Raw genomic sequence first — 22,246 nt, forward strand, 5'->3', positions numbered from 1 at the left:
GCTTTTAACTTATTGAGTAGATGAGATAATTCTGCAATCCTTGCCGGAAAGACGCGCGAATAATCCTGGAATTACCACCAGCCCAATTGCGTACCCGCCACGGCGACGATGGCGACAATAAGCATAATTATGGTGCTTTTTTTCATTACGCTCCGCCTGGTGCCGCATAGCCGCCGACAAAAAACCAGCCCAGAAAAACCACGGCGACGATAAAAATAGCCACCGGAAATAGAATACCCAGTCTCATTATTGAGCCCCTGTAAGTGCGAGTCGTGTCGACTATGATACGGGATTTCACCGTAGATTAGTCAATATGAAAAAAACGCCCCTGACGGCGAGACTGCTTATCCTGATACATCGCCTCATCGGCGGCGCGCAGCGCCAGTTCAACGTCGATCTGCCAGGGGTCGGCTTCAATCACCCCAAAACTGGCGCCGGGGTAGTTAATCCGGTGTTCGCCAAGGAAATAGATCCCCGCCAGCGCTTGACGTAACGCGGCGATATACTCCTGCTGGTCGGCTGAATCGGGACCCGTACCGACAATTAAAAACTCATCGCCGCCGAGACGACCTACAATATCGCCGCTGCGCACGCGGGCGGCCAGGCGTTCTCCGATCTGAATCAAAAAGCTGTCGCCGCACGGGTGGCCGAATCGATCGTTGATTGCTTTGAAATCATCGAGATCGATAAAAATCAGCAGCACGCTGAGCTGCTGTTCCCGGGCCTGCGAAAACTGCGCGGCAAGATGCTTAAACAGCGAGCGGCGATTCGGCAAACCCGTAAGCTCGTCGGTATACGAATGCATCTCCAGCGCGACGTTAGCCGCCCGAAGCTGCTGTACCAGCGTCTCTTTCTCAACGTAATGGGAGATGAGGTTGGCAAACAGATTCATCACCTGCTCACCCTCAATGTTATAGGGCTGTCTTGCCCGGCTGGTGGCGCACAGCGTGCCGAATAATGAGCCGTCGGTCAGGCGCACGGGAATGCTGAAAAAGGTGGCGATCCCCAAATCCTGGGCGGCGAGACACGAACGCCAGCGCTCGGCAACATCGTTGCTAAAAATGCAGCGGTCGTCCAGCGCGCGTTTGCACAGCGAGTCGTTCCACGGGACGGAGAACCCTTCGGGGATCTGCATTTCGCTGCTGTTGTGCGCGTACATAATATGCTGGCGCTGCGCGTCGAAGTCGATACGAGTCAGGTAGGTAGATTCCATTCGGGTAACCAGCTCCAGCATCTCAAGCAGCTGTCGCACCAGGGTTTCGAGGGAGTGTTCATTAGCGAGCGTTTGCGACACGCGAGCGAGAATAAAATCGGACATGAGAAATACGGCTCCCGAATGCTAATCGTCACTACCAGCAAATGATGCTAAAAAACAATCAGCGCAGAATTAACAGAGATACACAAAATTTAACACATCTGGGGGGAGAATACCTGCATCCGCGGCGGGAAAAAAAGCCCCGTCGGGGGCGACGGGGAAAACTCATTGATTATGGAATGATCTGTTCTCTGGTCAATTCGAGAACAGGGCTACTCTACGATGCAAAAGTGCAGCTAAAATGGAGAAACCGTGGAGATTCAGGGTGAAAGACCGTTTTAAACGATTAAGGAGGGGAAATGAAGGGGATGATAGTCATGCTGCCTCTGGCGCTTGCCGGATGCGCGCAGAGTCAGCCGACGCAGCAAGCACACCCGATAGGGATGGCTAACCCGGCTTCGGTATACTGCCAGCAGCTGGGAGGGAAACAGGTTCCTGTTCAAAGCCCGCAGGGCGTGCGCACCGAGTGCAAGTTACCCAGTGGTGAAACGTTAGATGAATGGGCGCTCTGGCGCCGCGATCATCCGGCTAAGTCATAGCGCTTTCAGCCAGTCAGCCAGCACCTGGGCATGGTTTTGCCGGGTGTTTTTCGCCGCGTAGAGCAGCGTCAGCGGCTGCTGCCTGGCAAGCGCGGCCAGGCGCTCGCCTTCATCGCGGTGGGCTTCCAGCTCCTGGCGATAGCGCTGGCTAAAGTGGGCAAAATCAAGCGTCTCGCCGTGAAAAGCCTTACGCAAATCAGTCGATGGCGCCAGGATTTTGCACCACTCATCGTAATTCAGCGCCTCTTTTTTTATTCCGCGCGGCCACAGGCGGTCTACCAGTATCCGGTAGCCGTCGCTCGCTTCCTGCGGGTCATAAACCCGTTTACATTGAATCATCGTCACTCTCCCTCTGTTCCATCCAGGCAAGCAGCTGCGGCAACTGCTGCTCGGAAAATACCGTTATCCCGTATTCGCGAAGCAGGGCGGCGGCAACGCCGGCACCGGGTTTGCGCTGTCCGTTAAAGGTACCATCATAGATAAACTGACTGCCGCAGGTTGGGCTGCCGTCGGTGAGCAATGCTGCGGTACAGCCTTCCTCCTGCGCTGCTTTTAGCGCCAGCCAGGCGGCCAGCTGATAGCGCGCAGTGACGTCCTGGCCGTCACTTTCAACAATTTTCGCACGGTTTTGCATGACATCCGCTCCCTGCGCGCCAAGGATTTCCGCCGGTAGCCTGGGGATGGGCAATCCGGCAGCCAGCTCCGGGCAGTGGGTGACCAGCCGCCCCTCGCTCTGCCAGCGAGACAGCGCGTTAGCCAGCCGGGCTTTGTGGCTACCGTTATAGCGAACCTGAAAGCCCATCAGGCAGGCGCTAACCAAAATTTTGTCCTTCATCATGCATCCATAGCGATTTGTCTGCCCTATACCATAGCGCCAGTCAGACTAAATTACCCGCGTTCAGAAGCAGACAAAATAAGGATTGTGTTCTGCCGTTGAGATCGCTAACCTGAGGCTCCTTGTGTTGCCTGATATTCGCTCTGACATAAGGATCCTGCTATGAACTCCCTCCTGCGTATTGCCCTGGTTGGTGATTACAACCCTGATGTAGTTGCCCATAAAGCGATTCCCCTGGCGATTGATGATGCCGCCGCCGTACTGGAGCTGCCGCTGCGTTATGACTGGCTGGCTACCAGCGAAATAAAGTCCGCTGACGATCTCGCTGATTACGATGCTATCTGGGTGGTTCCCGCCAGCCCCTATAAAAACGCCGAAGGCGCGTTTATCGCTATACGCCACGCGCGGGAAAACAGCATTCCGTTCCTTGGCACCTGCGGAGGATTCCAGCACGCGATTATCGAATACGCGCGCAACGTTATGGGCTGGCGGGATGCCGCACATGCGGAAACCGATACCGAAGGCCGGATGGTTATCGCGCCGCTTAGCTGCTCGCTGGTAGAAAAGTCGGACAACATTGAACTGCGGGCCAATACGCTGATCTCTCGAGCCTATGGCCGCGACAGTATTGAAGAGGGTTACCACTGCAGCTACGGGATTGCCGCCGATTTTGCCCGCGAGCTGGAGCAGGGCGACCTGCGGGTTACGGGCTGGGATGATGACGGTGAGATTCGGGCGGTAGAACTGGTGACGCATCCGTTCTTTGTCGCCACGCTATTTCAGCACGAGCGCAATGCGCTGGAAGGCAGACCTGCGCCGCTGGTTCACGCGTTTTTACGCGCGGCAAGTCAGTGAGCGAACGCCCGGCGGCGGTTGCCGGGCGTCGATATCGCTAGCCGTTGATCTCCCGATCGCGGCCGGCCAGCGCGCCAAATACCGCCATCGCAACGGAAATCAGCGCCACGGCGATCAGCGGGATATGCCAGTCGCCGTTGGCATCATGAATTTTTCCCATCACCGGCGGTCCGCAGGCAGCCAGCAGATAGCCCACCGCCTGCGCCATTCCCGACAGCGCGGCGGCCTGGTGCGCCGAGCTGGCGCGCAGCCCGATAAAGGTCAATCCCAGAATCATGGTCGCGCCGGAACCGAAGCCAAAGATAAGCGTCCACAGCACCGCCTGAGCGGGTAAAAACCATAAACCGAGCGCGCTGACTGCGCACATCAGGGCGACCAGCACCGCAATGCCGCGCTGATCTTTCAGCCGATGCAGTATTAACGGGATCGCCAGCCCCGGCGCCGCGGTGGCCAACTGGAGCAGCCCGTGCAGGGAGCCCGCCTGCGCTTCGCTGTAGCCTATGCTTTGCAAAATGGCGGGCAGCCAGCCGATGATGACGTAGTAGACCAGCGAGTTAATCCCGAGAAACAGCGTCACCTGCCAGGCCAGCGCCGAGCGCCAGATCCCGCGGTTGTGGATGGCGCCCGACCCCGTCAGCGGCGCGGTGACTTGCCTGCGCGCCTGCGGTAGCCAGATAAACAGCGCCAGCAGCGGAAATGCCATCAGCATCAACAGCGCGCCGCGCCAGCCCAGTCCGGCGAGCGCCAGCGGAACGACCATTGCCGAACCCAGCGCCGCCGCGCCCCCCATGGTGAGAGAGTAAGCGCCGGTCATTTTGGCGACGTGCTGCGAGAAGTCACGTTTGATCAGTCCGGGCAGCAGAACGTTGCCCAGGGCGATGCCGCAGCCGATAATCGCGGTTCCGATAAACAGCAGCGAGACGAAGGGCAGGGAGCGCAGACCCACGCCGAGGCAAATCAGGATCATCGCCAGCAGCAGGCTACGTTCAATGCCGAATCGGCGGGCGACACCTGCCGCCAGCGGCGAGACCAGGCCAAAGGCCAGCAGCGGCAGGGTGGTTAACAGACCGGTTTGCGCGGTGGTAAGGCCATATTCGCTGCGAATGGCATCAAGCAGCGGCGCGGCGCCGGTAAAGGTGACCCGCAAGGTGGTGGCGATAAGCAGAATACCGGCAATCAATAGCAGATTACGGCGGCCGGCAGAAGGTGAAACAGAATTCATGGCTATCTCAAACAAGAATACGTGGCGCTTACCATAGCCTGTTTGCCGCCTGTTTAAATCAAGCTAAAATGACAGATTATCGCTAAAATCGGACAATATCATGATCGGACTCGGCCTGGACGGCTACGACCCGGACAGCGGCCACGAAGCGGCGGCGGCTTTTCGTATTCAGGTGGTCGCGGACGAGCAGTACATTCCGCGCCATCAGCACCGTAAAGGTCAGCTCATCCTGGCGCTGCACGGTGCGCTGACCTGCGAAGTGGAGAACGCGATGTGGATGGTGCCTCCGCAGTACGCGGTGTGGGTACCGGGACAGGTGCCGCACAGCAATCGCGCGACGCCGGAGGCGCAGGTCTGCTTTTTATTTATTGAACCCCACGCGGCGCCGATGCCGGATTTCTGCTGCACGCTAAAGATTTCGCCGCTGGTGCGCGAGCTTATCCTCGTTATGGCCGAGCGCGGCAGGGCCGAACTCGCTAAACCGGCAATGAACCGCCTGGTGCAGGTGCTGTTCGATGAACTCCCGCAGCAGCCGCAGGAGCACCTGCAGCTCCCGGTCTCCGGGCATCCAAAAATTCGTCAGATGGTGGACATGATGGCCGTCGACCCGGCCCGCTGGCAAACGCTGGCGCAGTGGGCGGCGGAGTTTGCCATGAGCGAACGCAATCTGGCGCGGCTGGTGGTGCGTGAGACGGGCTTAAGCTTTCGCCGCTGGCGACATCAGCTGCAGCTGATCCTCTCCCTGCAGATGCTGATCCGCGGGCAGACGGTACAGCAGACGGCGCAGAGCCTGGGCTATGACTCGACCACCGCCTTTATTACCATGTTTAAAAAGGGCCTCGGGCAAACCCCGGGGCGCTATCTTGCCAGCCTGGCTACGACTTCCCAATAAACAGCGAAATGATCCCGGCGGCGATCAGCGGGCCGACCGGGACGCCGCGGAAGAGGGCGACGCCGAGCACGGTGCCGACCAGCAGTCCGGCTACCAGCTGCGGCTGCGAGCCCATCAGCGCCACGCCGCGCCCGCCGAGCCAGGAAACAAAAACCCCCACGGCAATCGCCAGCAACGATTTCCAGTTCACGAAGGAGTGCAGCAGCGTAGAGGGCGGTAGCGTGCCGCTGGCAATGGGCGCCATCACGCCGATGGTGAGAATAATAATACCGATGGTCAGCCCTTGCTTTTCAATCCACGGAAAGAAGGCGTTGAGCGGGGTGACGCGGACGATAATTAATACCAGGATTGAAATAGCTACGGTGGTGTTATGGCTAATAAAGCCGAGCGCCGCCAGGCCCAGCAGTATTAACAGGGTGGTGTCGAGCATGTGCAGAGGTCCTTGCCAGAATATAAAAAAGAACAGCCCGTTTACTCTACGCATAATCGCGTAAGTAAACAGGTTTTTTATCGCAGACTCGCGATTTGAGGCATCTGCACGATCGATTTTCACCCGCGGCACAATCCGCGCCCTGGCGCAGGAGAGGGAACAATCAGGCTTCGCGATGAAACGCGATCAGTTCCGGACGGGCAATACGCAGATAGTCGGCGGTATCAAGGATGATGGACTTATCAAGCTGCCCGGCGTTGAAGGCGATTTCCGGGAAGCGCTCAAACAGCAGCGGGTCGGCGACCAGGCGTAAAGAGGGGTGGAAGCTGAAAGGGGGAATGGCGCCAAAGACGCAGGCGGTCAGGGCGTCAACTTCCGCCGGACTGGCCAGAGAGGCTTTGCTGCCGCCGACGTATTCGGCCAGACGGGCTAAATCCGCCTGCAGATCGGCGGCAAGGATAGCCAGAACGTGCTGATTAACCCCATGTCCTTTAATTTTACATACCAGCGCTTTCGCTCCCTGACCCAGCGCGGTGCCGCGGATCTTCGACACGGCTTCACACTTTCCGACGGCTTCATGTTCCACGACCCGGTAACGGGCGTGGTCGCGGTTAAGCAGCGCCAACAGCTGCTGATGAATACTCACTTTTACTGGCGCGTTCATGTCGTTTTTTTCCTTAAAAATAAAACCTCAAGATTAATCCTCTCGCCCCGGGTAAGCGTGTTTTTTTTGCTTTTTATTTTCGTACAGCCGGGCATCCGCGATTTTCATGACGTCGGCCAGGCTGTCCCCCGGCGCCATGCTGCAGGCCCCCCATGAAAAATTAACGCGCTGGTTAATGTCAATTTCCTTCAGGTGCTGGCGAATGCGCTCGGGTATATTTTTCGCCTCCTGTTCCTCATAATCGATCAGTATCAGGAAGAACTCATCGCCGCCCAGCCGGATACCGTAATCGCTTTTACGTATGGCGGCGGAAATGGACTGGGCGAGCAGCACGATGGCGCGGTCGCCTTCATCGTGCCCCCAGGTGTCATTAAGGTATTTTAGCCGGTCGCAGTCCAGCGCCATAAACACGATATTTACACCTTGCTCGGTGAGCTTTTGCATACGCGATTCCAGCAGCGAGGAGAGAATTTTTCGGTTGTACAGACCGGTTAAGGAATCACTAATGTTTTCTTTAAAAACGTCGGTATACAGGCGAAAGTGCATGCGTACCAGGTGCAGCAGAACGCCGGTAGATATCAGGTAAAACAAAAATAGCTTCCAGGAGCTCAGCAGAAAATAGGACATATCCAGCGACAGCGAAATGTGCAGGTTTTCCGCCACCTGCTGGCTATGGTGGGCGTAGCTGAAAAAATGCGTCTTGCTGCGGTGAACGCGGATTTCAGACGTTGAGTCCGAGTCCGTTAAGGTGATGTCGAGATAGCGCCAGACCAGGGGGCGGTCGGTGGTATAGAGCAGCTTCTCAATATCGTGACGAGTGACGTCCACCATCACAATACCCTTCAGCCGATCCCGATAATAGACCGGGGTTAAGAACGACAAAATATTCTGTCCGGTTAGCGCGTCAGCATAGATGCTGGAAATTAGCGTACGCCCGCGAAGTAAACCGTTAAGACTGAACTGAGTGATGCCCAGTTTACTGTCGTGAAGAAAGTTCCAGTTATCAACGGGGCTGCTATCTATCTCAATCGGCGAATAGAAATACGCGTATTTATTGTCTAAATCGAGGTAATAGCGGAAGCGTTTATCTGATTTGAACGTTGCCGAATTCAGCGCGGCGATAATATCGCTTTGGGCTATCGCGGCATCAAAAGCCTGCAGCGCCGGGAGATCGTTAATCCACGGCTCGCACGAAGGCTGGGTGGTGCTGAGCGTACCGTGAAGCCCGGGGAAGGTATGCCCGGCGATATTGAGCCCGTATACGTTGCCATTGGTCTGCACGCCAGCGCAGGCCTGTCGGGCCTTTTCGGCCGCGGGATGCGTATCCAGCTTTCGCGAGACCTGGGAGATAACCAGCTGATTTTGATATTTATCGTACAGAAAGGCGGATTCGCCCTTCTCGACGATGTAGCGCATGTATTCCGACATATCCCGATGGCTGGCGACTAATTCATACACCAGAAATGAAGATGTCAGGACAACCACCCCCGCAGAAATGAAATGACGGAGTAATTTATTCTGTAATTTCATGATGATAATTTCGCCAGCACAATTAAGACAATTCTACCATGTGCGGCGCAGGGACGCCACGTTCGGTGGCAGACAGACTGTTTATTTATCCAGTGCCGGACTCGGTCAGCATCGCGCGGCAATGGAAATAAATAGTTTATTAAATATGAGGGCGCTAATGAATATTGCTGTCGTAAATATCCTGCAAAATCCATTTTTCACTCATTTTATCCTCAATGAAATATGCTGCAATGACGCTGCTATGGCTATCCTGGTGCAGATAAAAATGAAATAATGTTAATTATCAAGCGAACTTTTCTTATTTTTACCAGTCCTTAGCAGGGTTACAGGCAGTACTATTGAAAGCGGCAATGAGGTTATGATGATGGAAAACGCAGCGGTGCAGGGATCCCCTCGAAAGTTTAAAAAAATAAGGGCGCTAAACAGGCGTCGAAATTATTTTTTTAAGAAAATACGCAATGATTTGCGAGTCTATATCGCTAAAGCGTTCTGGGATAGTCGCGCGCGCCGCGAAGCTGATTTAACCTCCGCGAAAACGGTGCTGTTAATGCGTAATGAAGGTGCGATCGGCGATGTAGTTGTTGATTCAGCGCTGGTTAAATGCCTTCACGAGGCGGGAATGACCGTTGACTTTCTGTTGACCAAATCCAATAGTCAGGTCATGCGGTATAATCCTCGCATTCGCCATATCTATGAAGCCGAGAATGTCGACTCGGCGGATTATTTGCACAAATTTACCCATAACGTTCCTCAGTCAGTTATTACTGAGCTTGCGAATAATAAGTACGATATTGTAATCGACCCGTCGTTGTTTGATATTCCGGTACACAGGATGCTGCTGTTACGACAGATAAAGCCCAGAGCGGTACTGGGTTTCAATAAGTGGCCTTCTATTAAACACTACAGCAAGTCTTTTGATTTTGACTGTGAAAACTGGCACGTCAGTAAGACCTTTTCTTTCATCGCTGATTATCTCCAGCTGGATAAAAAATCTCTGCAATCTTATGATCTGCATATTCCGCAGGATATCAGCCAGCAGGTTCGTGATTATCTGGCGGCGCTCAACGGGCGTAACGTGGTGATTAATATTTTTGCCGGGCATCAGGACCGCAGTATGTCGCAGGCGCAGCTGGCAACGCTTATCGCCAGGCTGTGCGAGGATTATCCGGACGTCAATATCATATTGCTCGATCATCGCAATGAAATCCGGATTCCCCTGCCGGAGAAGGTCTGCGTGAATCCGTTCAAAACGCTGCACCACTGCATGGCGCTTATCGCCGAGGCCGACTTAGTTATCTCGCCGGATACCTCGGTGGTCCATATGGCGGCGGCGTGGAAAAAACCGCTTATCGCGGTCTACAAAGATGTGCGGATGAATAATCGACTCTGGGCGCCGGGGTACGACAACGCGCGGCAGATTATCGTTAAATGCGGCAAGGTATACCAGCTGGAGAGCTTGCCCGACCTGATAATGGCGGAGATTGATCCCGTCACTCTGCAACAGGCGCGAGCCGGGTAAGGTGGGGTAAAAAAACAGCCAGCGTCTGTGCTGGCTGTCCGGAAAGGCTTAACCGTCCGCTTTTGAGGTTTGCTTGTGAAACAGTTCACGGAACACCGGATAAATATCTTCCGGGTCGCGAATATGCTGCATAGCAAAGTTTTCGAAGGTTGACTGCAGGTGTTCATATTCCCGCCACAGCGTCTGGTGCGCGCGCCGGGTTATCTCGATATAACTATAGTAGCGCACCACGGGCAGGATTTTCTTCGCCAGCAGTTCGTTACACAGCGGTGAATCGTCCGCCCAGTTATCGCCATCCGAAGCCTGCGCGGCGTAGATATTCCACTGCGCCGGGTCATAGCGCTCTTTGACCACTTCATCCATCAGCTTCAGGGCGCTGGAGACAATGGTGCCGCCGGTTTCCTGCGAATAGAAGAATTCGTGTTCGTCGACCTCTTTCGCCTGCGTATGGTGGCGGATATAAACCACATCAACGTTTTTATAGGTCCGGCTGAGGAACAGATACAGCAGGATGTAAAAGCGTTTTGCCATGTCCTTTGTCGCCTGGTCCATGGAGCCGGAAACGTCCATCAGGCAGAACATCACCGCCTGACTTGACGGTTCTGGCCGTTTTTCGTAGTTCTTGTAACGCAGATCGAAAGTGTCAATGAACGGCACGCGGTCAATTTTCGCCCGCAGTTCGGCTATCTCTTTACGCAGCCGCTCCTCTTCCAGCAGCTGCGCCGGTTCGCTTTTGCTAATGGTGTCCAGGTCTTCTTCCAGCGCGTGCAGTTCCCGGCGTTTACCGGCGGTCATCGCCGTGCGGCGCGCCAGCGAGTTTTGCAGCGAGCGAACGACGCTGATGTTAGCGGGCACACCGTTAGCGGTATAGCCCGCGCGATGGGTTTTATATTCCGTCAGCTGACGCTGCTGGTTTTTCTTCAGGTTCGGCAGGGCGAGATCTTCAAAGAGCAGATCGAGATATTCGTCTTTCGAAATCTGAAAAACAAACTCATCCTGACCTTCTCCGTCGGCGCTGGCCTGGCCCTGACCGCTGCCTCCACCGCCTCCGCCGCCCTGAGGGCGCTCAATGCGGTCATTCTGTACGAAGTGATCGTTACCCGGGTGTACGCGATTGCGCAGGCCGCCGCGCCCCTGATGAAACATCGGTTCGTTAATATCGTCCGTTGGGATGGAGACGGACTCTCCGCTCTGAATATCGGTTACCGAGCGCTTGTTTATGGCCTCGGAGATCGACTGTTTTATCTGCGCTTTATAGCGGCGCAGAAAGCGCTGCCGGTTGACGGCGCTTTTATTTTTCCCGTTCAGGCGTCGGTCTATGAACCAGGTCATATGCCCTCCTGTACTGCATTTGCCAACTTATGCCCCGGCCATTCAGGCGCCGAAATATGCCTGGCGCTGAATGTCATTGGGTCTTCGCAGTTATTATTAGCCCGGCAGCCGCTGCCTGCCGGGCTGGTCTATCAGGATGATTTACGTACCCGCAGATACCATTCGCACAGCAGGCGAACCTGCTTGCGGGTATAGCCTTTTTCCATCATGCGGTCGACAAAGTCATCGTGTTTTTTCTGCTCATCGGTTGACGTTTTGGTGTTGAAGGAAATCACCGGCAACAGCTCTTCGGTATTGGAGAACATTTTCTTCTCGATAACCGTGCGCAGTTTCTCGTAGCTGGTCCAGTTTGGATTACGCCCGCTGTTGTGCGCTCTGGCGCGCAGCACGAAGTTGACTATTTCGTTACGGAAGTCTTTCGGGTTGCTGATCCCGGCGGGCTTCTCGATTTTCTCCAGTTCCGCATTCAGCGACTCGCGGTCAAACAGCTGGCCGGTATCCGGGTCGCGATACTCCTGATCCTGAATCCAGAAGTCAGCGTAGGTGACATAACGGTCAAAAATGTTCTGCCCGTACTCCGAGTAGGACTCAAGGTAGGCGGTCTGGATCTCTTTCCCGATAAACTCGGCGTATTTCGGGATCAGATAGCCTTTGAGGAACTCAAGGTAACGCTCGGACTGCTCCTGCGGGAACTGCTCGCGCTCGATCTGCTGCTCGAGGACGTAGAACAGATGCACCGGGTTGGCGGCGACTTCGGCATGGTCAAAGTTAAATACCCGCGACAGGATTTTGAACGCGAAGCGGGTAGACAGGCCGTTCATCCCTTCATCAACGCCGGCATAATCGCGATACTCCTGATAGGATTTCGCTTTCGGGTCGGTGTCTTTCAGGCTTTCGCCGTCATAGACGCGCATTTTTGAATAAATGCTCGAGTTTTCCGGCTCTTTCAGGCGCGACAGAATGGAGAAGCGCGACAGCGTTTCCAGCGTGCCCGGCGCGCACGGCGCATGGGTCAGCTCGCTGTTGTTAAGCAGTTTTTCATAGATACGGATCTCTTCCGAGATACGCAGGCAATAAGGCACCTTGACGATATACACGCGGTCGAGGAAGGCCTCATTGTTTTTGTTATTACGGAAGGTCACCCATTCCGATTCGTTGGAGTGGGCGAGGATAATCCCGTTGAACGGCAGGGCGGAGATCCCTTCGGTACCGTTATAGTTACCTTCCTGCGTCGCGGTCAGCAGCGGATGCAGCACCTTGATAGGCGCTTTAAACATCTCGACGAACTCCATCAGCCCCTGGTTGGCGCGGCACAGAGCGCCGGAGTAGCCGTAGGCGTCCGGGTCATTCTGCGCGTAGTGTTCCAGTTTACGGATATCGACTTTACCGACCAGCGCCGAGATGTCCTGGTTGTTTTCGTCACCGGGCTCGGTTTTGGCGATGGCAATCTGCGCCAGGATTGACGGCCACACTTTCACCACGCGGAATTTCGTGATGTCGCCGCCGAATTCATGCAGACGCTTGGCCGCCCACGGCGACATAATCGTCCCCAGATAGCGGTTTGGAATGCCGTACTCTTTTTCGAGGATTTGCGCATCCTCCTGCGGGTTAAACAGACACAGCGGATGGTCGTTGACCGGGCTGCGCTCACCGTTTGCGCTGAGCACATAGATAGGGACGCGCTGCATCAAGGACTTCAGGCGTTCGGCAAGCGATGATTTACCGCCGCCCACGGGGCCCAGCAGATACAGAATCTGTTTCTTCTCTTCCAGCCCCTGAGCGGCGTGTTTTAAGTAAGAAACAATTTGCTCGATGGCATCTTCCATACCGTAAAACTCTTCAAAGGCCGGGTAGCGCGCGACGACCCGGTTTGAAAAGAGACGGGATAGCCTGGGTTCGAGGGCCGTATCGACCATGACCGGCTCACCGATGGCCATCAGCAATCTTTCTGCTGCGTTAGCATAAGCACTGCGATCTTGCCGACAGATGGTAAGAAACTCCTGCAGTGTGAACTCTTCGTCCTTGGCAGCTTCATAGCGCTGGCGATAGTGATCGAATATATTCATGGCATGCCGTCCTTTCGTTTTTAGCACAGGTTGAGAGCCGTTCATATGAATAGTGGGAGCTCCCGGAAGAGGTAAGCTGCACAGCGCTCTCTGAATCTCCAGCAACCCTTATGCCAGGTTGGCGAAGTCTCGGGATAACGTGCCCCGCATTTACTTCTTCTAAATTAAAGCGTAGATGCATTTGGAAAACTTGCATGGCGCAGAAAATCAATTTCAATGACTTATCAACAACTCATCCGGAAAAGCAGCGTCTCATTCCCACTTCGGGTTTCGCCGCGTCATGACGCTGTCATTCAGCTGTCAGCGGGTGGTCATCTGATGATGAGAATCTGGTGAATTCAGTGTAATGACTGGTAAAGAATTTGAGGCATGACGTATACAACGTTAAACTGCCTGCGCTAATAATTTGACAACAGGAATATGGATCGTGACTAAAATCAAACTTCTGGCACTTGGTGTGTTGATTGCGACTTCAGCATCCGCCGTACACGCTGAAGGGAAGTTCACTTTAGGGGCGGGTGTAGGCGTCGTTGAACATCCGTACAAGCAATATGATGCTGATGTTTACCCGGTGCCGGTGATTAATTACGAGAGCGATAACTTCTGGTTCCGCGGCCTGGGCGGTGGTCTCTACCTGTGGAATGATACCAACGATAAGCTCTCCGTGACCGCCTACTGGTCGCCGATGTACTTTAAGCCAGGCGACAGCGATAGCGAGCAGATGCGCCGTCTGGATAAACGTAAGTCCACGGTGATGGCAGGGCTTTCCTACGAACACTATACGCAGTACGGTTTCCTGCGCACCGCGCTGTCGGGGGACACCCTCGATAACAGCAACGGTATCGTGTGGGATCTGGCCTGGCTGTATCGCTATACCAACGGCAACCTGACGCTTACGCCGGGTATTGGCGTGGAGTGGAACAGCGACAACCAGAACGAGTACTACTACGGTGTTTCGAAGCATGAGTCGAATCGCAGCGGCATGCGCAGCTACGATCCGGACAGCAGCTGGAACCCGTACCTTGAGCTGTCGGCTAACTATCGTTTCCTCGGCGACTGGAGCGTATACGGCGTGGCGCGCTATACCCGCCTGTCTGACGAAATTACCGATAGCCCGATGGTGGACAAATCCTGGAGCGGGCTGATTTCAACCGGGATCACTTACTCCTTCTGATAGTGCGTTATTACAGTGCAATTTGTGCATCAAAACAGGGCGTAAAGCCCTGTTTTGCATTACGGTGGTGCAATCAAACACAGGAGCATGTCATGGCAGAAAGGACAATCCGTTTTGGCGAGCATTCAGCGGTTCCGCTCATAGGGCAGGGGACCTGGTTCATGGGCGAAAACCCGGCTCTGCGCGCGCAGGAGTCTGCTGCACTACGCGCGGGCATCGATCTTGGCCTGACGGTGATCGATACGGCGGAAATGTACGCCGACGGCGGCGCCGAAGAGGTTGTCGGCGAGGCCATTCGCGGGCAGCGCGAGCGCGTGGTGCTGGTGTCTAAAGTCTATCCGTGGAACGCTGGCGGTCGCAAAATAGCCAGCGCCTGCGAGGAGAGCCTGCGCCGCCTCAATACCGACTATCTGGATCTCTATCTGCTGCACTGGCGCGGGGACTATTCATTGCAGGAGACGGTTGCGGGCATGGACGCGCTCGTTGCGCAGGGGAAAATTCGTCGCTGGGGCGTATCAAACCTCGATTACGATGATATGCAGGAACTCTGGCAGGCGAACGGCGGCGAACAGTGCGCGACCAATCAGGTGCTCTACCATCTGGCCTCCCGCGGTATTGAATATGACCTCCTGCCGTGGTGCCAGCAGCAGCGGCTGCCGGTGATGGCATATTGTCCGCTGGCTCAGGCCGGTCGACTGCGCAATGGACTTTTAAATCATACCGTTGTGAAAAATATTGCGCAGGAGCGGGGCGTAACCGCGGCGCAGATTCTGCTGGCGTGGGTGATTAGCCACCGGGGCGTAATAGCGATCCCGAAAGCGTCAAGCATTGAGCATGTCAGGCAAAATGCCGCGGTGCTGGATATTGTGCTGAACGATGAGGAGCTTGCGCTTCTGGATAACGCCTACCCGGCGCCGGCCAGAAAAACGCCACTGGATATGGTCTGAACAAGCGTTTAAGAAAAGCCCCGACTTCGCGGGGCTTCAGCCGTCATCCGGCAGATATGGCGCACACGCGGTTAACCCGTGGGCCAAGCTTCCTGGCGTTAGCGTTTCACCACGCGGAGGGTTTGCGTCAGGCGCGAAGGTTTCTCTTCGCTGGCCTTCTGCGTTTCGGTCACGCAGCAGGTTTCTACACAAACGAAGGTCTTGTAACCATCATCCGGCATGTCGCCCATGCTGACGGAAAGCGCCGGGCCCGGGTTCCAGGCCACAACGTTGCTGTTATGATGATGCGTAACGTCGATGTTGCGGTTCAGCGCATCGTCATGAATCACGCTGCAGGTTTCGGCATTCAGATAGACGCGGTCGGTACGGTCGGGAAAAGTCTCTGTGCCGTTGCTTAATACGCCTTCTTCCGCATTTTTCACTTTATCAATATAACGGTCGCCCAGACCGCTGACCTTCACTGCCGCAATGTCGCCGACGTTGAAATAGGTATGCAGGGCAGACGTGGTTTCAAATTCGCCGTGCGCCTCCAGCTCAATTTCGCAGGTTTTGCCCAGCTTAAAGCGCGCCAGCAGGGTGAACTCGTGCGGCCAGTACTGGCGGGTGGCGTCGCTGCTTTTCAGTGCAAAGGTCAGCACCACGCCGTTGTCGTCTTCATCGTGCCCTTTCAGGGCCCACGGCAGGTTGCGGGCGAAGCCGTGGGAGGGCAGACCCTGCTGAGCAGAAGGACCAAACCACGGCCAGCAAATCGGCACGCCGCCGCGCAGGGCAACGCCGTTTTTAAATGGGGTGTTGCCGCTGAGCCACAGGACTTCTTCTTCGCCAGCGGGCTTCCAGGAGAGCAGGTGAGCGCCCTGGAAAGCCACGGACGCTTTCACCTGCGGATGGTCAACGACGATCAGCTCCAGGTCATCAAGCTGGCGGCGGGAAAGTACAGGGGTAAGCTGTTCGATAACCGGGAGGGCAAAAATTTTATTAATCATTACGCAATCCTTTATCTTCAGACAAAAAAAAGAGCGACCGAAGTCGCTCTTACAGATTACTGTCTCATCCCAACTTATTTGGAGATGTGAGCAATCAGGTCCAGAACCTTGTTGGAGTAACCAGTTTCGTTATCGTACCAGGAAACCAGTTTCACAAAGTTGTCGTTCAGAGCGATACCCGCTTTGGCGTCGAATACGGAAGTGCAGATTTCACCGTTGAAATCGGTGGATACCACGTCGTCTTCGGTGTAGCCCAGAACGCCTTTCATTGCGCCTTCGGAAGCAGCTTTGATTGCTTTCTTAATTTCTTCATAAGAAGCAGCTTTTTCCAGACGAACGGTCAGGTCAACAACGGATACGTTCGGAGTCGGAACGCGGAACGCCATACCGGTCAGTTTGCCATTCAGTTCTGGCAGAACTTTACCTACAGCTTTAGCAGCGCCGGTAGAGGACGGGATGATGTTCTGAGCTGCGCCGCGGCCGCCGCGCCAGTCTTTGTGAGACGGGCCATCAACGGTTTTCTGAGTCGCGGTGGTTGCGTGAACGGTAGTCATCAGACCTTCGATGATGCCGAAGTTGTCGTTGATAACTTTTGCCAGCGGAGCCAGGCAGTTGGTGGTGCAGGATGCGTTGGAAACGATGTCCTGGCCTTCGTATTTGTCAAAGTTAGCGCCTTTAACAAACATCGGAGTGTTGTCTTTGGACGGGCCAGTCAGTACGACTTTTTTCGCGCCAGCGGTGATGTGTTTACGAGCGGTTTCGTCGGTCAGGAAGATACCGGTTGCTTCAGCAACAACGTCAACACCCACTTCGTCCCACTTCAGGTTAGCCGGGTCACGCTCAGCGGTAACACGGATTTTTTTACCGTTAACGATCAGATGACCGTCTTTCACTTCAACGGTACCGTTGAAACGGCCGTGAGTGGAGTCATACTTCAGCATGTAAGCCATGTAGTCAGCGTCTAACAGGTCGTTGATTGCAACGATCTCGATGTCAGAACGTTCCTGAGCAGCACGGAAAACAATGCGACCGATACGGCCAAAACCGTTGATACCTACTTTGATAGTCATATATTCCACCAGCTATTTGTTAGTGAATAAAAGGTTGCCTGTAAAATTACAAAAACCTTACGCAGCGTCAAGCGGAATCGTGTCAATCATTGCGACAAATCAATCCAGAGCATGCCTTTGCGCGGTCGATTTATCCCACTTTCCCTTTGAGCCCAATTCCATATGGGGGCTGCGCCCGGAATTTTAAAGGTCACTGAAGATAAAAATGTGATATTCATCACAATTGTGTGGCTGCCTTTTGGCGTCGCCTAAGTTTAGAACAAAAGTGCACGCTTCATTGTTAATATTTTGTTAGAATTGACGTGAAAAGTTGTCCTTTCACAGCGAGAAGCAAGCCAATGTCGAATAAACCCTCTTCGGACGAGCTCAAAAAAAATTTGAGCGAGATGCAGTTTTACGTGACGCAGAATCACGGTACTGAACCGCCGTTCACCGGGCGGTTGCTCCACAACAAACGCGATGGCGTCTACCACTGCCTGGTGTGCGATGCCGCGCTGTTTCACTCGCAAACCAAGTATGATTCCGGCTGCGGCTGGCCAAGCTTTTATGAGCCCGTCAGCGATGACGCTATCCGCTACCTTAATGATTACTCCCACGGTATGCAGCGCACGGAAATTCGCTGCGGAAACTGCGATGCTCACCTTGGGCACGTATTCCCGGATGGTCCACAGCCTACCGGAGAGCGTTTTTGTGTTAATTCGGCCTCATTAAGCTTCACCAATGATGAAAACGGTGAGCAAATTAAGGGTTGAAAAAACGATTCAGCAAATTATTCCAAACGGGGTTGGCGGAAGATGGAAATTGAGCGGATTATTGACGGTATGACGCCGGAAGTTTATCAGCGCCTGGCGACGGCGGTTGAGCTGGGTAAATGGCCGGACGGCGTGGCGTTGACTGACGAACAGAAAGAGAACTGTCTGCAGCTGGTGATGCTCTGGCAGGCGCGATACAACGTTGACGCGCAGCATATGACCATCGATACCAACGGGCAGATGGTGATGAAGAGTAAACAGCAGCTGAAAGTTGACTTCGGCATTACGCCGCAGCCTATCGCGACCTTTAAATCCTGAGACTGAAAAGGCCTGCGTCAGCCCGGCTAACTCCGCGCCGGGCTCTGAAGCATCACAACGTTACTTCTTGTTCATCATCGCTTTAAGATCGGCGAAGGGGTTATATTTCGCTTCGCCGACGCTTTTCTGCGCATCTTCGCCAGCAACCACCGTCGAGCCATACAGATCGGCTTCGGTGTATTTTGAGTGCTCATGATCGTGACAGTACAGGCACAGCATCTCCCAGTTGCTACCATCTTCCGGGTTATTGGAGTGGTCGTGGTCAATATGGTGTACCGTCAGTTCACGCAGGTTTGAATAGACAAACTCTCGCGAGCAGCGTCCGCAGACCCAGGGGAAGAGCTTCAGCGCTTTTTCGCGGTAACCGACTTCCAGACGGGCGTAGTTTTTCGGGATATAAGCCATAATACCCATGCCTTTTGTTGCAAATGAAAAGCTGCGCCGGAGCCGGTGCAGCGGAATGGTGTTATCATAACCTATTGTGCTGGCGCTGACACCGCGCAGATCAGCGTTTGATCCCCAATGACTCGGCCAGCTGTTTCGCTAACTGATTCTGGTCATCGGCGCCGTACTCCCAGAACATCGCGCCACCCAGCCCCTTGCTCTTGATGTAGTCAGCCTTGATGGCCACCGAGCGCGGGTTCTCATACGAAAGCGCAAAGAGGGCTTGACCGTCGGCGGACTGCACCGACAGCCACGGTACCTTCGCTTCATCATCCCAATGCTGAGTAAAGCGCTTCTGCGGATCGTTGATTAACTTCGCCACGATATCGTTATATTTCACATAGGTATCTTTGGTCAGATCGACGCCCAGCGATTCGAACAGTTCAATCTGTTGAGCCGCAAAGTAGGGGCGGGTGGCCGGGTTTTTCTGCGCGTCCGGCTTGCTCCAGTCAATACCCGGCTCGACGGCGCGTTTGGGTATCCGGCCATAGAAACCAATCCCCAGGTTCATCTGGCTCGCCTTTAGACCGGCGGCAAGGTAGTTGTTCACTATAAAGTCCGCGCTGTACTTATCCGCTTCGGCGACCGTCGGCCAGCGGGTTGAATCATACAGGTTGGAATTGAAGTACTGGGTACCGTAGGCCAGGTCGTAGGTCATCAGGTTGATGTAGTCGAGCGATGGCGCAATGGCTTTGACGTCCACCCAGCTTTTTGGGCTCTCCGCGTTGGCGCCTACGGCGATGGTCACCAGTTTTTTATTACCTACCGCCGCGCGCAGCTCTTTCAGCAGGGCGGTAAAATTATCGCGATCGGCCGGTTGGCTGGCGACCAGCCCCCACGCGCCGTTGACCGGATACTCCCAGTCCAGATCGATCCCATCGAGACCGTATTTTTCAATAATCGCCTGAGCGGACTGAATAAACACCGCCCGGGTTTCCTTCGTCGCCGCCGCGCCGGAGAATCCGCGCGCTCCCCAGCCGCCGACGGAAAGCAAGACTTTCAGGTTCGGGTTCTGCTGGCGCAAGCTGGGGATTTTCTGTAAATCAGCCTGCACTTTCGGCGACAGCCAAATTTGATGCAGCTTGCCTGGATCTTTCAGGGCGGCGTTGGTTTCGTCTTTTTCATCGTTGTAAATCAGACCAAACGAGTAGTTGAGATGGGTAATCTGGCGTACGTCCAGTTTATCAATATCGCCGCCGGGACCGGCAGTGACGTCGCCGCCGCCGTTAAAGTAGCCGACGGACATCAGCGAGTTAGCGGAAACAACGCTCGCGCAGAGCAGGGGTAAAGCTGCCAGTAAAGGCAAAAGTTTCATAGCGGATCCTCTTTGACTTAAAAGTGACATTGAAAAGCAAACACGCCACGGAAATGGCGTGGCGAAAAAAACAGCTCGTGCAGCCTAGCATCTTCCGCTGCGCAAAAATGCGAAGCGGTTCACGGCTGTATTAGCGAAGCGGTGGTGCGATGAGGTTCACTTCGGAGTAAACGCCAGGATGCAGACCATGACGCAAAATGAGACTAACAATGACCCGATTAGGGGCTTTATCATCCAGGCGTGATGCGGCGCTTTGCGCGCTGATTCTGTTTTGTTTTGGCATCGAAACGCGCAACGCGTCGCTGGAAGAGATTTCCGCTCTGGCCTGAGATAACGCGCCGACAGGACAATGCCTGTCGGCGTATTTCATGCGTGGGTTTCCAGCCAGTCGTCAAGGGTATAGAGAGTTGCGCCCGCGGCGGCCATCTCCATAAACGCCAGATTGCTATCCTGCGGCTGAATATTCACCCCGCGGCAGCCGTCGGTAATCACGTTGACGGTGTAGCCCAGATTGAGGGCGTCAAGCACGGTAAACTTGACGCAGTAGTCGGTGGCGAGCCCCAGCACCGTTAGCTCGCTAATGCCGCGCTCGCGCAGCCATGCATCGAGCTGCGTTTTCTGCCGGTGGCCGTTGTCGAAAAAGGCGCTGTAGCTGTCAATGGCCGGATTTTCCCCTTTGTGGAACACGGCGGCAATATCCTGCTGTTTGAGCAGCGGATGCAGCGCCGCGCCTTCGCTATTCTGCACGCAGTGATCCGGCCAGAACGTCTGCGCCAGGCCATCAAGCTCGCCCTGGGCATAGGGTTCGACCTGATGCTGACTGGCAAAGCTGCCGTGGTTCGCCGGGTGCCAGTCCTGGCTGGCAACTACCGTTTCGCCCCGCGCCAGGCTCCAGGCGATAAGCTGGTTGGCGACGTCCACCGTGCTGTCGCCCTGCGGGACGGCTAGCGCGCCGCCGGCGCAGAAATCATTTTGTAAATCGACCAGTAGCAGCGCGCGCTGGGTCATGTGCTTCTCCTTACTCATCGGGTGTCAGTTCGCCGCGCAGATTCTCCTGCATGGCGTGACGGATGGCCGCCACGTCCAGATCCTGGCTCAGCAAATAGTGTAGCTTGGTCAGCGTGGCCTCGACGGTCATATCAAATCCGCTAATCACGCCAGCCTGCGCCAGCGCGTTGCCGGTGGCGTAGCCGCCCATGTTGACCTTGCCGGACATACACTGGGTCAAATTAATCACCACGATACCGCGCTGGCTGGCTTCGGCCAGGACCTGAATAAACTCGCCGTTCTGCGGCGCGTTACCGACGCCATAGGAGCGCAGGATCAGCGCTTTGACCGGCTGGCGCAGGAAGTTGCGCACCACGTCGGCGGAAATGCCGGGATAAATCGTCACCACGCCAATCGGCTGCGGCGTGATAGGGTGAACCACCAGCTCGCCGCTGCCGTGCGGCGCGGGAGGCGTGCCGAGCCGGCGAATATGGATGCCGGCTTCCAGCAGCGGCGCCAGGTTGGGCGAGGCGAAGGCGTTAAAGCCGTCGGCATGGGCCTTCGTCGTGCGGTTGCCGCGGTAGAGGCGATTATTGAAGAACAGCGACACTTCGTTAATCGGATAGTTGGCGGCGACGTACAGCGCGTTGAGCAGGTTAATCTGGCCATCAGAGCGCAGTTCGGCAAGCGGGATTTGTGACCCTGTCACAATGACCGGTTTTCCCAGATTCTCCAGCATGAAGGAGAGCGCCGAGGCGGTAAACGCCATGGTGTCCGTGCCGTGGAGGATCACGAAACCATCGTACTGGTCATAATGGTCGCGAATATCGTCGGCGATATGCTGCCAGTCTTCCGGCGTCATATCGGAAGAGTCCATTAACGGGGCGTATTCATGAATGGTGAAGTCCGGCATCTCCGGGCGGTGAAACTCGGGCATCAACGCCAGCTGGCGCTGTAAATGGCCGGAAACGGGGATATAGCCGTGTTCAGAACGCTGCATACCAATGGTGCCGCCGGTATAGGCAACGTAAATAGATTTCTTCTGCATAGCATCGCT

The 22,246-nt window shown here is 55.1% G+C and carries 25 protein-coding genes and 1 pseudogene; 9 read left to right on the top strand and 17 right to left on the bottom strand.

Annotated elements, in window-relative coordinates:
• Positions 1-71: 71 nt before the first annotated feature.
• The 3 genes from yoaJ to BJF97_RS12285 are packed head-to-tail and all read right to left on the bottom strand — an operon-like array spanning position 72 to position 1,318.
• Entirely contained in the window at positions 72-146 is a 75-nt protein-coding gene (yoaJ, locus tag BJF97_RS35665) for a protein YoaJ (protein WP_100248259.1), read from the bottom strand.
• Positions 146-247: a YoaK family small membrane protein gene (locus BJF97_RS34145; protein WP_004101234.1), complete on the bottom strand. Its 102-nt coding sequence runs from the start codon at positions 245-247 to the stop codon at positions 146-148. The genes yoaJ and BJF97_RS34145 overlap by 1 nt, the downstream gene beginning before the upstream one ends.
• A gap of 57 nt (positions 248-304) precedes the next feature.
• On the bottom strand, positions 305-1,318 hold the full coding sequence (locus tag BJF97_RS12285; RefSeq protein WP_014838172.1) for a sensor domain-containing diguanylate cyclase: 1,014 nt from the start codon (positions 1,316-1,318) through the stop codon (positions 305-307).
• Positions 1,319-1,614: 296 nt separating this feature from the next.
• Here BJF97_RS12285 and BJF97_RS12290 point away from each other — a divergent pair, with 296 nt between their 5' ends.
• Entirely contained in the window at positions 1,615-1,854 is a 240-nt protein-coding gene (locus BJF97_RS12290; protein ID WP_014228939.1) for a putative hemolysin, read from the top strand.
• Here the strand turns inward: BJF97_RS12290 and BJF97_RS12295 are convergent.
• Together BJF97_RS12295 and BJF97_RS12300 are read right to left on the bottom strand one after the other, a co-directional pair.
• Entirely contained in the window at positions 1,849-2,193 is a 345-nt protein-coding gene (locus BJF97_RS12295; protein WP_014228940.1) for a DUF488 domain-containing protein, read from the bottom strand. The genes BJF97_RS12290 and BJF97_RS12295 overlap by 6 nt on opposite strands.
• Complete coding sequence (locus BJF97_RS12300) at positions 2,180-2,689, bottom strand: DUF523 domain-containing protein (RefSeq protein ID WP_014228941.1); 510 nt, start codon at positions 2,687-2,689, stop codon at positions 2,180-2,182. The genes BJF97_RS12295 and BJF97_RS12300 overlap by 14 nt, the downstream gene beginning before the upstream one ends.
• Positions 2,690-2,851: 162 nt before the next feature.
• On the opposite strand from BJF97_RS12300, the gene BJF97_RS12305 reads away from it, so the two are divergent.
• Positions 2,852-3,544, top strand: a complete 693-nt coding sequence (locus tag BJF97_RS12305) for a CTP synthase C-terminal region-related (seleno)protein (protein ID WP_014838173.1) — start codon at positions 2,852-2,854, stop codon at positions 3,542-3,544.
• Between the two features lie 37 nt (positions 3,545-3,581).
• On the opposite strand, the gene BJF97_RS12310 is transcribed toward BJF97_RS12305, so the two are convergent.
• Entirely contained in the window at positions 3,582-4,766 is a 1,185-nt protein-coding gene (locus BJF97_RS12310; protein WP_032692759.1) for a CynX/NimT family MFS transporter, read from the bottom strand.
• Between the two features lie 97 nt (positions 4,767-4,863).
• Here BJF97_RS12310 and BJF97_RS12315 point away from each other — a divergent pair, with 97 nt between their 5' ends.
• Positions 4,864-5,658, top strand: a complete 795-nt coding sequence (locus BJF97_RS12315; RefSeq protein WP_162097192.1) for an AraC family transcriptional regulator — start codon at positions 4,864-4,866, stop codon at positions 5,656-5,658.
• On the opposite strand, the gene BJF97_RS12320 is transcribed toward BJF97_RS12315, so the two are convergent.
• From BJF97_RS12320 to dgcJ, 3 genes are all read right to left on the bottom strand, one after another.
• Positions 5,642-6,088, bottom strand: coding sequence for a DUF441 domain-containing protein (locus tag BJF97_RS12320; RefSeq protein WP_004138309.1), 447 nt, complete (start codon positions 6,086-6,088; stop codon positions 5,642-5,644). The genes BJF97_RS12315 and BJF97_RS12320 overlap by 17 nt on opposite strands.
• A gap of 163 nt (positions 6,089-6,251) precedes the next feature.
• On the bottom strand, positions 6,252-6,752 hold the full coding sequence (locus BJF97_RS12325) for a YbaK/prolyl-tRNA synthetase associated domain-containing protein (RefSeq protein ID WP_004850011.1): 501 nt from the start codon (positions 6,750-6,752) through the stop codon (positions 6,252-6,254).
• A gap of 33 nt (positions 6,753-6,785) precedes the next feature.
• The gene (gene dgcJ, locus BJF97_RS12330) at positions 6,786-8,282 is read right to left on the bottom strand and encodes a diguanylate cyclase DgcJ (protein ID WP_014228946.1); all 1,497 of its coding nucleotides are present in this window, start codon (positions 8,280-8,282) and stop codon (positions 6,786-6,788) included.
• A 361-nt stretch (positions 8,283-8,643) separates the two neighbouring features.
• Between dgcJ and BJF97_RS12340 the strand changes: the two genes are divergently transcribed.
• Positions 8,644-9,801: a glycosyltransferase family 9 protein gene (locus BJF97_RS12340; protein ID WP_014228948.1), complete on the top strand. Its 1,158-nt coding sequence runs from the start codon at positions 8,644-8,646 to the stop codon at positions 9,799-9,801.
• A 48-nt stretch (positions 9,802-9,849) separates the two neighbouring features.
• On the opposite strand, the gene BJF97_RS12345 is transcribed toward BJF97_RS12340, so the two are convergent.
• Together BJF97_RS12345 and yeaG are read right to left on the bottom strand one after the other, a co-directional pair.
• The gene (locus BJF97_RS12345; protein WP_032692757.1) at positions 9,850-11,133 is read right to left on the bottom strand and encodes a YeaH/YhbH family protein; all 1,284 of its coding nucleotides are present in this window, start codon (positions 11,131-11,133) and stop codon (positions 9,850-9,852) included.
• 131 nt (positions 11,134-11,264) lie between these two features.
• On the bottom strand, positions 11,265-13,199 hold the full coding sequence (gene yeaG / locus BJF97_RS12350) for a protein kinase YeaG (protein WP_004121478.1): 1,935 nt from the start codon (positions 13,197-13,199) through the stop codon (positions 11,265-11,267).
• A 427-nt stretch (positions 13,200-13,626) separates the two neighbouring features.
• Between yeaG and BJF97_RS12355 the strand changes: the two genes are divergently transcribed.
• Positions 13,627-14,373, top strand: a complete 747-nt coding sequence (locus BJF97_RS12355; protein WP_004850021.1) for a MipA/OmpV family protein — start codon at positions 13,627-13,629, stop codon at positions 14,371-14,373.
• 92 nt (positions 14,374-14,465) lie between these two features.
• Positions 14,466-15,320: an aldo/keto reductase gene (locus BJF97_RS12360; RefSeq protein ID WP_014228950.1), complete on the top strand. Its 855-nt coding sequence runs from the start codon at positions 14,466-14,468 to the stop codon at positions 15,318-15,320.
• A 98-nt stretch (positions 15,321-15,418) separates the two neighbouring features.
• Here the strand turns inward: BJF97_RS12360 and BJF97_RS12365 are convergent, their stop codons facing one another.
• Together BJF97_RS12365 and gapA are read right to left on the bottom strand one after the other, a co-directional pair.
• A complete protein-coding gene (locus BJF97_RS12365; RefSeq protein ID WP_014838178.1) occupies positions 15,419-16,303 on the bottom strand; it encodes a D-hexose-6-phosphate mutarotase in 885 nt (294 codons plus the stop codon).
• 74 nt (positions 16,304-16,377) lie between these two features.
• On the bottom strand, positions 16,378-17,373 hold the full coding sequence (gapA, locus tag BJF97_RS12370) for a glyceraldehyde-3-phosphate dehydrogenase (RefSeq protein ID WP_004138295.1): 996 nt from the start codon (positions 17,371-17,373) through the stop codon (positions 16,378-16,380).
• A 338-nt stretch (positions 17,374-17,711) separates the two neighbouring features.
• On the opposite strand from gapA, the gene msrB reads away from it, so the two are divergent.
• Together msrB and BJF97_RS12380 are read left to right on the top strand one after the other, a co-directional pair.
• The gene (msrB, locus tag BJF97_RS12375; protein ID WP_004121465.1) at positions 17,712-18,125 is read left to right on the top strand and encodes a peptide-methionine (R)-S-oxide reductase MsrB; all 414 of its coding nucleotides are present in this window, start codon (positions 17,712-17,714) and stop codon (positions 18,123-18,125) included.
• Positions 18,126-18,167: 42 nt separating this feature from the next.
• Positions 18,168-18,443 carry a YeaC family protein gene (locus BJF97_RS12380; protein WP_004850031.1) on the top strand — a complete coding sequence of 92 codons (276 nt, stop codon included), beginning with the start codon at positions 18,168-18,170 and terminating at the stop codon, positions 18,441-18,443.
• Positions 18,444-18,503: 60 nt separating this feature from the next.
• Here BJF97_RS12380 and yajD read toward each other — a convergent pair whose 3' ends face one another.
• Positions 18,504-18,848, bottom strand: a complete 345-nt coding sequence (gene yajD / locus BJF97_RS12385) for an HNH nuclease YajD (RefSeq protein WP_004138290.1) — start codon at positions 18,846-18,848, stop codon at positions 18,504-18,506.
• A 100-nt stretch (positions 18,849-18,948) separates the two neighbouring features.
• Complete coding sequence (locus tag BJF97_RS12390) at positions 18,949-20,202, bottom strand: glycoside hydrolase family 18 protein (protein ID WP_032692756.1); 1,254 nt, start codon at positions 20,200-20,202, stop codon at positions 18,949-18,951.
• A gap of 251 nt (positions 20,203-20,453) precedes the next feature.
• On the opposite strand from BJF97_RS12390, the pseudogene BJF97_RS35095 reads away from it, so the two are divergent.
• A pseudogene (locus BJF97_RS35095) lies at positions 20,454-20,531 on the top strand (hypothetical protein); the annotation flags it as partial.
• Positions 20,532-20,568: 37 nt separating this feature from the next.
• Here BJF97_RS35095 and pncA read toward each other — a convergent pair.
• Together pncA and ansA are read right to left on the bottom strand one after the other, a co-directional pair.
• The gene (gene pncA, locus BJF97_RS12395; protein WP_032692755.1) at positions 20,569-21,210 is read right to left on the bottom strand and encodes a bifunctional nicotinamidase/pyrazinamidase; all 642 of its coding nucleotides are present in this window, start codon (positions 21,208-21,210) and stop codon (positions 20,569-20,571) included.
• Positions 21,211-21,220: 10 nt separating this feature from the next.
• Positions 21,221-22,237, bottom strand: a complete 1,017-nt coding sequence (gene ansA, locus BJF97_RS12400; RefSeq protein WP_004850037.1) for an asparaginase — start codon at positions 22,235-22,237, stop codon at positions 21,221-21,223.
• Positions 22,238-22,246: the final 9 nt, after the last annotated feature.

The sequence above is a fragment of the Klebsiella sp. LTGPAF-6F genome, from assembly GCF_001753185.1.
Lineage (GTDB): Bacteria > Pseudomonadota > Gammaproteobacteria > Enterobacterales > Enterobacteriaceae > Klebsiella > Klebsiella michiganensis.

Coding starts and splice junctions, on each gene's coding strand:
- BJF97_RS34145 (WP_004101234.1), bottom strand. CDS start 247: ATGAGACTGGGTATTCTATTTCCGGTGGCTATTTTTATCGTCGCCGTG.
- BJF97_RS12285 (WP_014838172.1), bottom strand. CDS start 1,318: ATGTCCGATTTTATTCTCGCTCGCGTGTCGCAAACGCTCGCTAATGAA.
- BJF97_RS12290 (WP_014228939.1), top strand. CDS start 1,615: ATGAAGGGGATGATAGTCATGCTGCCTCTGGCGCTTGCCGGATGCGCG.
- BJF97_RS12295 (WP_014228940.1), bottom strand. CDS start 2,193: ATGATTCAATGTAAACGGGTTTATGACCCGCAGGAAGCGAGCGACGGC.
- BJF97_RS12300 (WP_014228941.1), bottom strand. CDS start 2,689: ATGAAGGACAAAATTTTGGTTAGCGCCTGCCTGATGGGCTTTCAGGTT.
- BJF97_RS12305 (WP_014838173.1), top strand. CDS start 2,852: ATGAACTCCCTCCTGCGTATTGCCCTGGTTGGTGATTACAACCCTGAT.
- BJF97_RS12310 (WP_032692759.1), bottom strand. CDS start 4,766: ATGAATTCTGTTTCACCTTCTGCCGGCCGCCGTAATCTGCTATTGATT.
- BJF97_RS12320 (WP_004138309.1), bottom strand. CDS start 6,088: ATGCTCGACACCACCCTGTTAATACTGCTGGGCCTGGCGGCGCTCGGC.
- BJF97_RS12325 (WP_004850011.1), bottom strand. CDS start 6,752: ATGAACGCGCCAGTAAAAGTGAGTATTCATCAGCAGCTGTTGGCGCTG.
- dgcJ (WP_014228946.1), bottom strand. CDS start 8,282: ATGAAATTACAGAATAAATTACTCCGTCATTTCATTTCTGCGGGGGTG.
- BJF97_RS12340 (WP_014228948.1), top strand. CDS start 8,644: ATGATGGAAAACGCAGCGGTGCAGGGATCCCCTCGAAAGTTTAAAAAA.
- BJF97_RS12345 (WP_032692757.1), bottom strand. CDS start 11,133: ATGACCTGGTTCATAGACCGACGCCTGAACGGGAAAAATAAAAGCGCC.
- yeaG (WP_004121478.1), bottom strand. CDS start 13,199: ATGAATATATTCGATCACTATCGCCAGCGCTATGAAGCTGCCAAGGAC.
- BJF97_RS12360 (WP_014228950.1), top strand. CDS start 14,466: ATGGCAGAAAGGACAATCCGTTTTGGCGAGCATTCAGCGGTTCCGCTC.
- BJF97_RS12365 (WP_014838178.1), bottom strand. CDS start 16,303: ATGATTAATAAAATTTTTGCCCTCCCGGTTATCGAACAGCTTACCCCT.
- gapA (WP_004138295.1), bottom strand. CDS start 17,373: ATGACTATCAAAGTAGGTATCAACGGTTTTGGCCGTATCGGTCGCATT.
- msrB (WP_004121465.1), top strand. CDS start 17,712: ATGTCGAATAAACCCTCTTCGGACGAGCTCAAAAAAAATTTGAGCGAG.
- BJF97_RS12380 (WP_004850031.1), top strand. CDS start 18,168: ATGGAAATTGAGCGGATTATTGACGGTATGACGCCGGAAGTTTATCAG.
- yajD (WP_004138290.1), bottom strand. CDS start 18,848: ATGGCTTATATCCCGAAAAACTACGCCCGTCTGGAAGTCGGTTACCGC.
- BJF97_RS12390 (WP_032692756.1), bottom strand. CDS start 20,202: ATGAAACTTTTGCCTTTACTGGCAGCTTTACCCCTGCTCTGCGCGAGC.
- pncA (WP_032692755.1), bottom strand. CDS start 21,210: ATGACCCAGCGCGCGCTGCTACTGGTCGATTTACAAAATGATTTCTGC.
- ansA (WP_004850037.1), bottom strand. CDS start 22,237: ATGCAGAAGAAATCTATTTACGTTGCCTATACCGGCGGCACCATTGGT.